The sequence below is a fragment of the Maridesulfovibrio sp. genome (genome assembly GCF_963676065.1).
Taxonomy (GTDB): domain Bacteria; phylum Desulfobacterota; class Desulfovibrionia; order Desulfovibrionales; family Desulfovibrionaceae; genus Maridesulfovibrio.
Genome location: NZ_OY780933.1, coordinates 2,076,847 through 2,090,751, shown reverse-complemented (window position 1 = coordinate 2,090,751; position 13,905 = coordinate 2,076,847). Strand labels below are relative to the sequence as shown.

The window sequence follows — 13,905 nt, the reverse complement described above, 5'->3', positions numbered from 1 at the left end:
GCTACAGGGTTACGAAAAATTTTGTAAGAGCCTTTTCTTTTCTCCCCAACAACGATAAATTTGGAGTATGCATAAAAAACTAAAATTTCCCTTTATCATTGATGGCGGCACAGGAACAGAACTGGAAAGACGTGGTGCACCCATGAACGGAATGGCGTGGTCCGCTGAGGCTGTCCTCACCCATCCGCAACTTCTGCGAGATGTTCACCAATCTTTTCTTGATGCCGGAGCGCAGCTGCTCATCGCGAATACATTTTCCACCGGCATACATAATCTGGAAGCCGCCGGCTTGGCGGACCGTTTTGAAGACATCAATCGCGAGGCGGTGCATATTGTCCGTGAAGTTGTAAAAAACTCAAAAAAAGAGTGCATAGTTGCGGGGGCCATTTCCAGCACTACTTTCACCGGTTCCCTTGATTATCCCCGGCTGCTTTCCGGTGAATCCGCAGTAGCGCAATACGCACGGCAGTCTGAAATACAGGTCAAAGCAGGCGCGGAAATAATAATCCTGGAAATGATGCGCGATATTGAGCAAACCGGATACGCACTGGAGGGAGCGCTGCGTTCAGGAGTACCGGTCTGGGTTGGATTCACCTGCTTTACTGGTGAGGAAGGGCAAACTTACCTGCTGGATACGGATATTCCGCTGAAACGTGCGCTCAGCAATCTGGACCTTTCAAAAGCGGACGCGGTCGGCATCATGCATACCCTGATTGAACATACTCCGCAGGCGATAGAAATTCTCAAGCAGCACTGGGAAGGCCACACTTTCGCCTACCCGCATGCCGGACATTTTGAAATGCCCAACTGGGTATTTCACGACGCCATTACCCCGGAAAAATTCGCTGCATTCGGCAGGGAAACATTTCGTTCCGGCGTGGATGCTGTCGGCGGATGTTGCGGAATTACGCCGAAACACATTAGGGTATTAAGCGATTTAATTGAAAATCAGCCTTAGGATTCACCCTGTGCGATCATCCACTGACGGTAAAGGGCGAGCGCCATACAGGTCAAAGGCAGAGCCATAACCAGCCCTAAAAAACCGAGCAATTGCCCCCAGATGGACAGGGATAACAGGATCATCCAAGGCGAGAGGCCCATGCTTTCTCCCTGAAGACGCGGAACCAGCACAGCGTCCTGCAAGACCTGAACAACAGCAAAAACAACACCTACCCCGCCAAGAGCAAGCCAGAAATTACCGCCCGTAGCAAGCGCATTGATTGCCGCCAGCAGAAAAGCCGGAATAAGCCCTGCTATCTGCAGATACGGAACCATATTCAGAAGTCCTATAAGCAACCCCAGCAGGATCGCCAGCGGCAGTTTGATTATCAAGAACCCCACTGAAAAGAGACAGCCGACGATTAAGGCGATCAGAGCCTGAGTACGAAAATAGCGGTTGGTCACGTTTGTAAAATCATCCACGAACGATGCAACCCGCCCCCGATATTTAGAAGGAAGCTGCTCCCGCCATTTACCCAGCTTGTCGTAATCAGTCAGCAGAAAAACAAGATAGAGGATAATCACAAACACTCCGGCCAGAGCTCCGATCGTATGGGCCGATCCGCTGACCAGATTCCAGATACCGGGCAGCGCTTTCTGGGCTGAAAGCTTGAGCATATTGGTCAGGCCGGATTCAGTAAGAAATGACCGTACATCCTCCTGCTTTGCGAGGTCGACTATCGTATGCCAGATATCTTCAGGAAGATACTCCGCCGCCCGCTGGGCAACAGCGGAATTATTGACCAGTCCTGCCAGCATTTTCCCGGTTTGCGCCAGTTCCGCGCCCACCATACGCACCGCTCCCCAGAAAAAATAGGTAAGCGGCCCCAGTATGGCCAGTAGCGTCAGCAACACCGCCGCCGTACGGTTTTTAATGAATCTGCGCGTAAAATTTACCAAAGGATTGAGCAGATAAGCAAGGGTCAGTGCTACAGCAAAAGGCACCAGCGCATTGCTCAATTTATTAAGCAGAAGCACTGCCACCCAGATAAAACCGGCTGCCAGCAGAATCCGGACAACACGGTCAAAAGTGTATGGGGTGTTGTCATCAAGCATCTTTCAAACTCCTGTGCCTTTTGGCGATAAACCGGGACTCACAATTCTTTTGCAAAATCAGCATGGCCAATTAACTACGTCCGTAACGAAGATCATGCATCCGCCTTCCCGCCCTTGAAATTTCGCTGCCGAGAGCATGTATGTTCCAGATAAAAGCTGAAATGTTGTTACGCCGGTCAAGCGGCACATCTTCAAAATCACCTCGAATGCGGGCTTCCCCGACTGCGCCCATAAACCTATCGATAGCCTTTTCATAATCAGGCTCATCCGGGCAGTCCTCAGGGGTCAGGGAATAGCATTCCAGCCAGGCGTAGTGATCCGCCGTTGCTTTCAGGATGTCGGTCATTCCCTTGGCGATTGACGGAAGTGGCCCACCGTACCCCCTGCGGATAATGGTAGACATAGTCATTAACAAACTGTGCATACGGGTAAAAGAACGAATCAACCGGGTCAATTCGTTACGCTGCCAGCCCTGCATGCCCGGTTCTGCCGCAGCTTCGCGGAAAAATTCAGCACATGTATCCAGCATACCGGAAGCCTCTATCCTGCTCTGAACGAGCTCCGATTCACTTACTCCGCCAAGCAGATAGGATTCGGACAGTTTTTTAAAATGAGTGGACTGTAACTGCACAAGATTAGCCATTTTGGCACGCAGATTTTTCCGGGCCATATTGGGCCAGACCCCGAAAGATGCTGCAATACCGATGACTATTCCCAGACCGGTATCAAGGATACGCTCCACGCCGAACTGCCATCCATCAGTAAAAATCACTCCCAGCAATAGAATCACTGCGACACTGAGACTACAGGAAAAAATAATGTAGCTAAAGACTCGGACCAGAATCATTATAAAGAATGATAACACTATCAGCCCGATAAGGACTGTGCTGGAAGGCTGCAAAAACAGAATCCCAACCCCGATTGCGGCCCCGATTGCCGTTCCCCAGAATCTTTTCCAGCCCAGACGGAGTGTTCCTCCGACCGAAGGCCTCATGACGACAATAACACTCACCGGCAGCCAGACAGCATGACGCAGCTCCAGAAAACGGGCAGCTATGATGGCAAACGTAATGGCTGCGGCCGCCTTAAGGGCATGGCGGAAGGTGATGGAATCCCAGCGGAATTCTTTTTTGAGTATTGCGAATGAATCAGCGAACACTGCACGCACCTCCCCTGCAGCAGAGTTTACTCATCTCTGCAAACTCCGTACTCAGGTTGCGCAGACCGTATATTGCGCCCCATGCTTCAAGAAATTCATCGCGCAAACCATCGTCGCGCTTATAGGCACCCAGACGAAGCAGCTCGCTTTCCAGATCCGCAATCCCCTCATCCAGACCGCGCAGGTCTACCTGTCCCTTCCCGGTGGAGATACCCGCCGCCAGAACATCAAAGGCAACGGAACTTCTGCCGGCAAGATCACTGAACTTGAAACGCATATCCTTGAAAACAGTACTGTGCTCCGCGAACTGACGGCTGTTTGCCAGCCCGACCACAGCTTCAATCATCCGCACCAGCAGAGCGTACAAGGCGGAGGGACCTTCGTAGCTGCCAAGACCTTTTACCGGATCCACGTTCATGGCTTCCATAAAGCCTCGGTAGCGGCGCAAGGATTCCACAGACCTTTCATGAATTTCAGCAATTTCCTTCAGATCTTCCTTACTACCGGTGGATGAAGCAACCGCACGGAAATAATCGCCGATATCGGTCAGAGCTACCGATCCGGCCCGATTGAGCACTTTCTCAGGATTCATCGGCCAGAGATAAAAAAGGAAAATATAAGAAATAGCAGCCCCGAAAAAGACTGCCCCGGAACGTTCCAATCCCATTAGAAAAGTATCCGGCGAAGTCAGCGCCAACAGATTGATAATAAGTACCCCGGTAGAAGCGGTTGCGGCAGCCACGCCCAATACCGGCACAAAGAAAACCGTGAACGCCAATAAAAAAAGATAAATTTCCAATACAACCGGATAGTTTCCAAGCAAAGTCGAAACAGGGACAAGACACATCACCGTCAGCGCCAGCCAACGGGCTACGGCTCTGCGTTTAGCGAGAGTGCTACCCGCGCGAAAAATAACCACCACCAATGATCCGTAAGCGGACCATTGCAGGAACTTACTGCTCATGCCCACTATATAGCCCAGCGACAAAGCCAGCAGACAGGCGCAGATTGACTTGATCGCGTACTTGGTCATGAACAACCCCGGATCGACCGGCCGGATAAAGATTCTATAGAATTCTGATATTAATTTCATATTAATAACCATTTAAAACAGCGAAGGTTAAACTTCAACTCCTATATCTACTACATTTTCTCAATATAAGCGTTCACCAATTAAAATTAATGGAACAAAGCCAAAACAGATGATACATTCAATAAACACAACTTAAATCTGAAACAAATCATTTAGCGTACACTTTCCGAGTATGGAGTGAGAAATGTTTAAGAACATGAAAATCAGCACGAAGACAATCGCTATTGCTCTGGCGGGTCCGGCAATAACAGCCCTGATAATGGGCTACCTGCAGGTTTCATCAATTCAAGAAGAAGCGCAAGATGCTATCTTGAAAAAAAGCAGGGCCATAGTTCAGCTTGCTGAAGCTTCACGGGAACAAATGAACAAGAAATTGAACGACGGAGTTATAATGCCGTTCAAAGATATCCCACCTGAAAAAGTAATAGAAGCAGTGCCTGTAATCTCTGCCATCAATGTTGTCAGGACAAATGCCAAAACATCCAACTACACTTTTCGGGTTCCTAAAGAATCACCCCGTAACATTAAGAATGCACCGACTCCGCTGGAAAGTAGAATTTTAAAACAAATGAAAAATAACGGTGAAGACGAAGCCACTGTCATCGAAGATGGGCAGATTCGATATTTTAAAGCCATCAGATTAACTGAAGAATGCTTATATTGTCACGGAGATCCTGCCGGCGGCAAAGATGTTACAGGCGGCATAAAGGAAGGCTGGAAAGTTAACGAGATTCATGGCGCATTTGAAATTATCAGTTCACTTGCTCCTGCCCAAAAAAGAACAACCGCAGCAATTATCGATGTATCCTTGTGGACATTGGCAATATTCGGAATCATCTCTGTTGCTGCAATACGCCTCATACGCAATAACGTTGCAAAGCCACTTAATGAAATTACAGCACAGACAAAAAATATGAGTGATGGAGACTTCAGCCGCAGGCTGATTGCGGTTCGTAATGATGAAATCGGAATAGTTAAGAACACTCTAAATGCAATGGTTGATAGCATTACTGAAGTTATTCGTACTGTTACCGGTGCTACAAATTCCGTAAATACAGGTAGCAAAGAGCTATCGGATGCTGCGGAGAATCTAGCAAACGGTGCCGCCAGTCAGGCTTCCAGCATTGAAGAAATTGCATCCACAATGGAAGAAATGACCTCCAGCATTAATCAAAATGCCAACAATTCAAATAAAACTGCGGACATAGCTCGAAATGCTGCGGGCGATGCAGAAGAAAGCGGCATTGCATTGTCGCAGGCTCTTTCAGCCCTCACTGAAATATCTGATAAGATACTGGTAATTGATGATATCGCGCGCCAGACGAATCTTCTGGCATTAAATGCAGCCATTGAAGCTGCCCGGGCAGGTGAACACGGTAAAGGATTTGCCGTAGTAGCATCAGAAGTGCGTAAGCTGGCAGAGCGCAGTGGTGAAGCCGCGGTCGAAATAATCACCATATCTAACACCAGTTCAAAAGTAGCAAATCTCGCCGAGGAAAAGCTGGCAGCACTGGTGCCGGAGATAAAAAAGACAGCTGAATATGTACAGGAAATAGCAGCAGCAAGCCGGGAACAAAGTGAAGGAGCAACGCAAGTTAATGCAGCCCTTCAGCAACTCGATAATGTTATTCAACAAAATGCCGCTGCGGCAGAAGAGATAGCAGCTACAACCAAAGAACTGTTCGAGCAATCAGAAAGTCTAGCGGATACAACTTCATTCTTTAAAATCAATGATGACTAATAATTACTTTGAAGGCCGGGGGCAAAATCTCCCGGCCTTCAAAATTACGGTAGCATGCTACTTGGCAGCCAGTTTTATTATTTCGCGACAAAACGCCGGCAAATCATCCGGTTTGCGGGACGATACCTGATTACGGTCAACTACAACCTCTTCATCTACCCACGTAGCTCCAGCATTTTCAAGGTCGTCTTTAATTCCAGGAGTCGATGTACACTTATAGCCGCTCATAATCTTTGCAGAAATGGGAATCCATCCCCCGTGGCAGATATGAGCCACAATTTTTCCGGCCTCGTTAATCTCGCGGGTCAATTCCAGAACCTTCGGGTCCCGGCGCAATTTATCAGGAGCGAAACCGCCCGCGACGACCAGAATATCAAAATCACCTGCATTCATGTCAGCAATGGCAGCGGTTGATTTAAAAGGGTAGCCGTTTTTGCCGATATACACTTCGCCATATTCCGGTCCGGCAACCACAACTTCCGCGCCCTCTTCAATCAAACGATAGTAGGGGTACAACAGCTCCATATCTTCAAAAACATTATCAATAAACATCAAAACGCGCTGTCCGTTCAATTTCATGGAATGCTCCTTATAGTTCGTGTTCATTTAAATCACTGTTCCTGAATACCACAAAATGCCGCAAAAAAAAGACCGTAATATCACGGAGGATATTACGGACCTGTAAAAATCATAACATAATCAAACCGAATAAACAGGCTTAGCTGTTTTGTTCCCGTTTAAAGGGCCGGCCTGTTAAATTACAAAAGCTTATCCATAAATTCTTTGATTCGCGGATGTATGGTTTCAGCGGAAAAGAACTCTTTTGGAGAACCTTTGGCTATAAAATCACCGGATTCCATAAAGATCACTGTGTCGGCAACCTCACGCGCAAAGCCCATGTTATGGGTTACTATGACCATGGTCATGCCATCGTCGGCCAGTGAACGAATGGTATCGAAGACCTCCCCGACAAGCTCAGGGTCAAGCGCGGATGTAGGTTCGTCAAAGAGCATCATTTTCGGTTTCATAGCCAGCGCACGGGCGATGGCAACCCGCTGCTTCTGACCGCCGGAAAGAGTTACCGGAAAAACGGTAGCGCGGTCCGAGAGACCTACTTTATCAAGCATCTGCAACGCGACTTCGCGGGCTTCATCCTTTGATTTACCCAGCACGGTAACCTGCCCTTCCATGACGTTTTGTAAAACGGTCATATGCGGAAAGAGGTTGAACTGCTGAAAAACCATGCCTATTTCTGACCTCAGCGCACAGAGACTTTTCTGTGGCGCAAGCACCGGAGCACCCTCGGAATAGATGTAGCCGCAGGGCTTGCCTTCAAAATGGATTTCCCCGGAATCGATGGTTTCGAGAAAATTCATAGTCCGCAGCAGAGTGGACTTACCGGACCCGCTGGGACCGACGATAACCACTTTTTCACCGCGGCTGATCTTGAGGTCGATATTGTTGACCGCAGTCAGACTGCCGAAGCGCTTAACGACTTTCTTAATTTCTAAAATTGATTCCATTTAACGTCTCTCGTATACCCCGACCTTGTATTCTATCTTCTCGAAGAGAAAGGTGAATACGGAGGTAAAAATAAGATAGATGACAGCGGCCATCACCAATACAGTTACATTGAAATAGGCGTTGAACATCTGGTCGGCAGCACGCATAAGCTCAACCATGGCAATGGTGGAAACAAGTGCTGTGTCCTTGATCAACGCGATGAATTCATTGGCAATGGGCGGGATGATCCGTTTATAGGTCTGCGGAATGATGACCCGTCGCATGGTCTGGCCGTAAGTCATGCCCAAAGCTTTTGCGGCTTCTGTCTGGCCGTCGTCAATAGACTCGATACCGGCCCTGATGATCTCGGCAAGGTAAGCGGAATAGTTGATACCAAGACCGATAAGTGCCGCAGCCAGCGGAGAAAGCGTAATGCCGATCGCAGGCAAACCGTAATAAATAAAAAAGAGCTGCAGCAAAAGCGGGGTTCCGCGGAAAAACCAGATGATAAACCAGCTGATGGAAACGAACGGCTGCATGCGGCTGATCTTACCAAGCGCAATAAAAAGACCGCCGATAGGTGAAACGATCATGGTGAAGAAGACCAGCAGCAGGGTCATGGAAGCCCCTTTCAGCAGATTGGGCATGAAGCGCTTACAGTCTTCAAGAGTCTTCTGCCATTGAGGCTTGGTTTCGCGGTCAAGCGAAGTCAGGAAATTCTGTGCTTCAACATTATCCGGATATACGGAGATAACCTGCTCTGCGTAGGAGCGGGCCTTGGCCGGATCTTTCATTGAATAGCTGATACGCGCCAACTGCATGCGGGAATAGACATACTGCCCGTCATCCCCGTTAGGACCGGGGGCGGGAACCTGTTTAAACAGGGTACAGGCCTGATCAATCTTGCCTACAGTCAGGGCATTACTGGCCTGCTTAAGCAGTGCGTCGGCATCCACACTTGCGGTGGACGCAGCCGGAAAAATCAAAAGTGCAAACAGCAGAAAGAGCGAGGCCAAAGCCCCGCTCTTCCAGAGTTTATTATTCTTAATAGTCATTTCTTACCATTTAGCGGGGTTGGTGACATCTTCACCGAACCATTTGCGGGATATTTTACCCATGGTACCGTCAGCGATCATAGCGTCGATGGTTTTCTGTACAGCTTCACGCAGGGAATCTTCGCCCTGACGGAAAGCGATACCGAATGCTTCGCTGGTGATATAGCCGGGAAGCGCAACGTATTTACCGGGACGCTGGGCCATGGAATAACGGCCTGCGATGTTATCTACAACAACGCCGTCCAGACGACCGGATTCAAGGTCGAGCAGAGCTTTAACGTTGGTGTCGTACTGACGAATTTCTTTAGGTGCGGGATTGAGGGATTTTGCAGCCTCAAGAGCAGGCGAACCTTTCTGTACGCCAACAACTTTGCCGCCGAAATCCTTATGAGCCTTGATAGCCTTGTTGCCCATGGAAATAACAGCGATCTGGCCGTCCATGATGTAAGGCTTGGAGAATGCAACTGCTTTTTCACGCTCGGGAGTGATGGTCATACCGTTCCAGATACAATCAAACTTCTTAGCGTTCAGGGAGTGGATGACACCGGACCATGCGGTGGGCTGCCAAACAATTTTGATTCCGAGGCGTTTACCAACTTCTTCAGCGGCATCAACGTCAAAACCGACCAGAGTTCCGTCATCCTTGCGGAAACCCATAGGGGCGAATGTGTCGTCAAGACCGATGGTGAGTTTACCGGCTTTCTGTACTTTTTCGAGAGAACCGTCACCAGCCATTGCTGTGGTTGCAAATGCCAGCATCATTGCAACCATGAGAATTACTAATACCCTTTTCATGCGTCACTCCTAAAAAGAAAATGTAAAATTCAGCTCCTGCAACATTTTAAAAAGACATAACGGAAAACGCTTCCATCATGCATTTCTAAAATTAGAAGCGATGAATCGAATAGCTCATGAAGCGTCAACATGCAAGACTGTATCGTTCCAAAAACAGAACTTCCGGTTCTTTTTTGTCAAAAATGTGAGGATCCTGCTGTGAAAAACTATTTTTTAAAGCCGCATATTCCGGTTATTACAAATACAACCCTTTTTATACTTTCTCCTTGTAAAGCGGTTGCTAACCTTTTTCTCTATGTGTTAAATTAAAAGTAACTGAAATTCCCACCTGTTTTTTAACAAGGAGACTGCAAATGCCAAACCTTACTTCGTGGGGAAGCCGGGAAATTGAAAGGCTGAAAACAGATATGGATAAGCTCTTCAACAGCCTCTGCCATGATTACGGTATCCCCTCAGTATGCGGGATTATTGACTGCACACCGCAAACCCATATGACAGAAATCGGAGAATCCCTTGAGGTGAGTACCACCATGCCCGGATTCCATGCTGAAGATCTGGAGGTCAAAGTAACTGAAACATCAATGACCATTTCCGGAGAAAAAAATGTCACCTTTGAAGGCGCCCGGCAGTCCAGTCATTTTAAGAAAACACTCCCCCTACCCTGCCGGGTGGACCCGGAGAATGTAACCGCCACCTTCAAAGACGGCGTACTGAAAATTGTACTCAATAAATGCATCATTAAGCCGCAAAAAGTTATTTCCATAACCGCTGAATAGTCACCATACAGGAGACCGCCATGACCAGCATCCTGAAGGACCGTGAACTGCCGCTTGAAAATCTGAGATGGACCCTGGACCCCGAAGAGCTGCCATTCACTACCACAGAGGAACTTGAACATGATAATGAAATAATAGGCCAGTGCCGCGGAGTTGAGGCTTTCCGCTTCGGCATGGGCATGACCCTAAAAGGTTACAACATTTTTGTAACCGGACCTGCCGATACCGGTAAGCAATCAACCGTAAAAAAGATGCTCACCGATCTTTCAAAATCGGATAAAAGCCCGGACGACCTGCTCTACGTAAATAATTTCAAAGCAACCGAATCCCCCGTCCTGATCCGTATGCCCGCCGGTGATGGAGCCGCCTTTAAAAAACAGATTCATGATTTCCTCGAAGGTATCAAACGCGAGGTTCCGCAGCTTTTTGAAAGTCAAGAATATATCGCCCGCAAGAATGAAATAATTGAAATGCATGAGAAACAGACCCGCGAATTTTTTCAGGGCGTGGAAGATAAGGTTAAAGATTCCGGTCTGGTCATCGTCAATATGCAGATGGGACAATTCCAGCGTCCGGATGTGGTTCCGCTGGTGGACGGCGAACCCATCCGCATGATTCAACTTGAAGAAAAGGTCGAAAAGGGACGTTTTCCACGCGAGGAATTTGAAAAACTCAAAAAGCGGCAGAAGGATCTTAAGGAAGAAATTGACAATATACTCACGCAGGTCCGCAAACTTCAAAAAGAAGTGAAGAAAAAGAGTGAAGACGTGGACAAGCTCATGTTCATGAATCTTGCTCAGGACCTGATAGCGCCGCTTAAGGAAAAATACTCTGACCCAAAAATCTTAAAGTATTTTGATGAAATGCTTGAAGAGATGAGCAATGACCTTGATTCCCTGCGCATGATAGGCAGAAAGCCGCACGCAGGAGAAGGTGGGATGATGTTCATGCCGCCGCAGGCCGAAGCGATACTTCATCCTTATCAGGTTAATCTGCTGGTGGATAACTCCGAACAGAGCAGTCCTCCGGTTATTTTTGAATCGTACCCCACCTATCGCAACCTGTTCGGTTCCATCGAAAGGGTTATGGACAGGCACGGAGGCTGGCGCACCGATTTTACCAAGATCAAAGCCGGTTCATTTATCAAGGCCAACGGCGGCTATCTGGTTATAAATCTCATGGACGCCATTGTTGAACCGGGAGTGTGGCCGACCCTGAAACGTTCCCTGAAAACAGAAAAAATAGAGATTCAGACCTTCGATCCCTACTATTTCATATCCTCCACCGGCCTTAAACCGGAACCCATCGATATGGAAGTGAAAGTGGTCGTTCTCGGTGCTCCGTACCTTTACCAGCTGCTGCGGCATTATGATCCTGATGTACCCAAGATTTTCAAGGTCCGCGCGGACTTCGAGACTTCCATGGACCGGGATACCGATGCAATCAATGCCGTATCAAAATTCATCAGCCGGGTGGTGGAAAAAGATAAACTTATGCCCTTTGACCGGACCGGCGTGGCTGCGATCGTCGAGCAGGCAGTAAGGATGTCCGGACGACAGGAAAAAATTACAACCTCGTTTCCGCTGCTGGCCGATTTACTGGCTGAAGCCAGCCACTACGCATCCCGCAACGGTTCAACCGCCGTGGAAGCCAAACATGTAGATCAGGCACTTGACGCCCATCGGAAACGTTCAAACCAGACTGAAGAACGTTTGCAGGAAATGATAGACCGCGGCAGCCTTTACGTTGATACCGACGGCGCTGTAGTCGGGCAGGTCAACGGTCTGGCTGTATATTCCATGGGCGATTATTCCTTCGGCAAGCCCTCGCGCATTACCGCCGTTACGGCCATGGGCAAGGGCGGCATAATCAACATTGAGCGTGAAGCCGAAATGTCCGGCCCGACCCATAATAAAGGAATGTTCATCCTTTCAGGATTCCTGCGCCGTCAATTTGCTCAGGATAAACCGCTATCTCTGACCGCCAGCATCGCTTTTGAACAATCTTACGGAGGCATCGACGGAGACTCGGCCTCATCCACCGAGCTTTACGCCCTGCTCTCCTCCCTTGCGGATGTTCCCATCCGTCAGGATATCGCCGTGACCGGATCTGTTAACCAGAAAGGAGAAGTACAGCCAATCGGCGGTGTTAACCAGAAAGTTGAAGGATTTTATCTCTGCTGTAAACATGCCGGACTGACCGGTAATCAGGGAGTCATGATACCCGAACCAAACGTCAAAGACCTCATGCTCCGTAAAGAAGTTGTGGAGGCCGTGCGTGAAGGCAAATTCCATATCTGGTCGGTGGAAAACATCGAGCAGGGAATTGAGATCCTGACCGGAACAGCAGCCGGGGAAAAAGACAGCGACGGTAAATATCCCGAAGATTCCATCTACGGTCAGGTAGATGCAAAACTGATAAACCTCGCAGAAGGACTCAAAAAATTCGGCTCCGATGACGAGGAGAAGGATGACAGCAAAAAAGAAAGCGGTAAAAGCTGCGGATGCGGCAAGTAAAAATCACGTACAACAACCGTAAAAAAATTTAAAACTCCGCAGTACTTTCAAGTACTGCGGAGTTTTTTGGTTCAAATCAACGTGTAAGGCGGCGAGGGAATCTTAAAGGACAGAAGATACGCCTTTAATCTTCTTCAAAGCAACAGTCAGCACCCAGCATGACATGGTCGCTCCTATCAGCAGTATCGGAGCCTTGATGAACGGGGAAGCCTCCATGCCAAGCAGATAGTAAGCCCCGTAATAAACAGCGAGGGAATGGAAAAGATAGATACCGTAAGAACTTGCGGAAAATGATTTCCAGAACCCGTTATGGCTGTTCACAAACGCCTTGAATATTGCGACCCCGGTCATGAGCGTGCTGTAGGCAAAGACATTAAAGCCGAGAGCATTGCCGAGCCGGATGGGGAATTCGGTTCCGCGGGCGTGCATCATACCTTTAAAGGTAAGATAAATGACCGCTGATACGGCTGCAACTATCAGCCATGGCACGATATGCGGCGTATAGCCCTGTCGGGTGAACCAGTTGCGTTTCCACGCGAGTATACCGAGCCAGAAATAAAGCAGATAGACAAATACCCGCAACGGCTGGAAAACAATCAAGTAATAGTCTGAAATCCATGTATCAACCGGGAAAAACTGATTCATGCCCAGAAAAATACCGGCTGTAGTGGTAATAAAAAGGATAGGGAACACAGGTGAAGGATTCCGGCTGAACCGTGGAGGACTCTGCAGCCGGGGTAAAAACCGGTAGCAGCCGCAGAGGCTAAGGTAAAAAACGACCAGCATACCCAGAAACCAGTACACGGACTGGCTGAACATTGAGCTCCAGAACTTTCCGGTCCAGAAATCCATGTACCCCGGAGCCATACCTCTGGAAAGCAGGATCATATACATCGCCGGGGGGGTCAAAAACAGTACGCCCAGCACCCATGGGATAATAATACGCCGTAATTTAGCAAGCCAAAACCCCTGCATACCATGTTTCTGCAGAGACGGCAGGGCAAAATACCCGGCAAGAAAAAACATTATGGCCATAATAGGCACATCGACGAGCATTACAACATAGGTGAAAAACATGCTCTGTTCCGGATCAATAACAAACCACCACTCGGGACTGAACTTCATGTAGCAAAGCGAAACATGCAGCACCACGACCAGTAATATGACCACAGCCCGCAAATTATCCAAAAAATACATACGTTGATTCATAAC

Annotated in this window: 12 protein-coding genes; 4 read left to right on the top strand and 8 right to left on the bottom strand. The window is 48.3% G+C overall.

Annotation, left to right across the window (positions count from 1 at the left end; genetic code table 11):
• Nucleotides 1-67: 67 nt before the first annotated feature.
• Nucleotides 68-958: a homocysteine S-methyltransferase family protein gene (locus tag ACKU35_RS09280; RefSeq protein WP_319765271.1), complete on the top strand. Its 891-nt coding sequence runs from the start codon at nt 68-70 to the stop codon at nt 956-958.
• On the opposite strand, the gene ACKU35_RS09275 is transcribed toward ACKU35_RS09280, so the two are convergent.
• From ACKU35_RS09275 to ACKU35_RS09265, 3 genes are all read right to left on the bottom strand, one after another.
• The gene (locus ACKU35_RS09275) at nt 955-2,055 is read right to left on the bottom strand and encodes an AI-2E family transporter (RefSeq protein WP_319765269.1); all 1,101 of its coding nucleotides are present in this window, start codon (nt 2,053-2,055) and stop codon (nt 955-957) included. The two genes, ACKU35_RS09280 and ACKU35_RS09275, sit on opposite strands and share 4 nt — an antisense overlap.
• A 70-nt stretch (nt 2,056-2,125) precedes the next feature.
• Nucleotides 2,126-3,214 carry an FUSC family protein gene (locus tag ACKU35_RS09270; protein WP_319765267.1) on the bottom strand — a complete coding sequence of 363 codons (1,089 nt, stop codon included), beginning with the start codon at nt 3,212-3,214 and terminating at the stop codon, nt 2,126-2,128.
• Nucleotides 3,204-4,307 carry an FUSC family membrane protein gene (locus ACKU35_RS09265; protein ID WP_319765266.1) on the bottom strand — a complete coding sequence of 368 codons (1,104 nt, stop codon included), beginning with the start codon at nt 4,305-4,307 and terminating at the stop codon, nt 3,204-3,206. The genes ACKU35_RS09270 and ACKU35_RS09265 overlap by 11 nt, the downstream gene beginning before the upstream one ends.
• 184 nt (nt 4,308-4,491) lie before the next feature.
• Here ACKU35_RS09265 and ACKU35_RS09260 point away from each other — a divergent pair, with 184 nt between their 5' ends.
• Nucleotides 4,492-6,048 (top strand): methyl-accepting chemotaxis protein, encoded by a 1,557-nt coding sequence (locus ACKU35_RS09260; protein ID WP_319765264.1) that lies wholly within the window; start codon nt 4,492-4,494, stop codon nt 6,046-6,048.
• 57 nt (nt 6,049-6,105) lie between these two features.
• Here the strand turns inward: ACKU35_RS09260 and ACKU35_RS09255 are convergent, their stop codons facing one another.
• The 4 genes from ACKU35_RS09255 to ACKU35_RS09240 form a co-directional block, all read right to left on the bottom strand.
• On the bottom strand, nt 6,106-6,627 hold the full coding sequence (locus ACKU35_RS09255; RefSeq protein ID WP_319765262.1) for a type 1 glutamine amidotransferase domain-containing protein: 522 nt from the start codon (nt 6,625-6,627) through the stop codon (nt 6,106-6,108).
• A 179-nt stretch (nt 6,628-6,806) separates the two neighbouring features.
• Entirely contained in the window at nt 6,807-7,571 is a 765-nt protein-coding gene (locus tag ACKU35_RS09250) for an amino acid ABC transporter ATP-binding protein (RefSeq protein ID WP_319765260.1), read from the bottom strand.
• Nucleotides 7,572-8,606: an ABC transporter permease subunit gene (locus tag ACKU35_RS09245; RefSeq protein WP_319765258.1), complete on the bottom strand. Its 1,035-nt coding sequence runs from the start codon at nt 8,604-8,606 to the stop codon at nt 7,572-7,574.
• 3 nt (nt 8,607-8,609) lie between these two features.
• Nucleotides 8,610-9,401 (bottom strand): amino acid ABC transporter substrate-binding protein, encoded by a 792-nt coding sequence (locus ACKU35_RS09240; protein ID WP_319765253.1) that lies wholly within the window; start codon nt 9,399-9,401, stop codon nt 8,610-8,612.
• 353 nt (nt 9,402-9,754) lie between these two features.
• Here ACKU35_RS09240 and ACKU35_RS09235 point away from each other — a divergent pair, with 353 nt between their 5' ends.
• The gene (locus ACKU35_RS09235) at nt 9,755-10,177 is read left to right on the top strand and encodes an Hsp20/alpha crystallin family protein (RefSeq protein ID WP_319765252.1); all 423 of its coding nucleotides are present in this window, start codon (nt 9,755-9,757) and stop codon (nt 10,175-10,177) included.
• Between the two features lie 20 nt (nt 10,178-10,197).
• A complete protein-coding gene (locus ACKU35_RS09230) occupies nt 10,198-12,693 on the top strand; it encodes an AAA family ATPase (RefSeq protein ID WP_319765250.1) in 2,496 nt (831 codons plus the stop codon).
• A 102-nt stretch (nt 12,694-12,795) separates the two neighbouring features.
• Here the strand turns inward: ACKU35_RS09230 and ACKU35_RS09225 are convergent, their stop codons facing one another.
• Entirely contained in the window at nt 12,796-13,902 is a 1,107-nt protein-coding gene (locus tag ACKU35_RS09225; RefSeq protein WP_319765248.1) for an acyltransferase family protein, read from the bottom strand.
• Nucleotides 13,903-13,905 lie beyond the last annotated feature (3 nt).

What these genes read in the sequence shown, in the direction of transcription:
- ACKU35_RS09280 (WP_319765271.1), top strand. Translation starts at nt 68, where the DNA reads ATGCATAAAAAACTAAAATTTCCCTTTATCATTGATGGCGGCACAGGA.
- ACKU35_RS09275 (WP_319765269.1), bottom strand. Translation starts at nt 2,055, where the DNA reads ATGCTTGATGACAACACCCCATACACTTTTGACCGTGTTGTCCGGATT.
- ACKU35_RS09265 (WP_319765266.1), bottom strand. Translation starts at nt 4,307, where the DNA reads ATGAAATTAATATCAGAATTCTATAGAATCTTTATCCGGCCGGTCGAT.
- ACKU35_RS09260 (WP_319765264.1), top strand. Translation starts at nt 4,492, where the DNA reads ATGTTTAAGAACATGAAAATCAGCACGAAGACAATCGCTATTGCTCTG.
- ACKU35_RS09255 (WP_319765262.1), bottom strand. Translation starts at nt 6,627, where the DNA reads ATGAAATTGAACGGACAGCGCGTTTTGATGTTTATTGATAATGTTTTT.
- ACKU35_RS09250 (WP_319765260.1), bottom strand. Translation starts at nt 7,571, where the DNA reads ATGGAATCAATTTTAGAAATTAAGAAAGTCGTTAAGCGCTTCGGCAGT.
- ACKU35_RS09245 (WP_319765258.1), bottom strand. Translation starts at nt 8,606, where the DNA reads ATGACTATTAAGAATAATAAACTCTGGAAGAGCGGGGCTTTGGCCTCG.
- ACKU35_RS09240 (WP_319765253.1), bottom strand. Translation starts at nt 9,401, where the DNA reads ATGAAAAGGGTATTAGTAATTCTCATGGTTGCAATGATGCTGGCATTT.
- ACKU35_RS09235 (WP_319765252.1), top strand. Translation starts at nt 9,755, where the DNA reads ATGCCAAACCTTACTTCGTGGGGAAGCCGGGAAATTGAAAGGCTGAAA.
- ACKU35_RS09230 (WP_319765250.1), top strand. Translation starts at nt 10,198, where the DNA reads ATGACCAGCATCCTGAAGGACCGTGAACTGCCGCTTGAAAATCTGAGA.
- ACKU35_RS09225 (WP_319765248.1), bottom strand. Translation starts at nt 13,902, where the DNA reads ATGAATCAACGTATGTATTTTTTGGATAATTTGCGGGCTGTGGTCATA.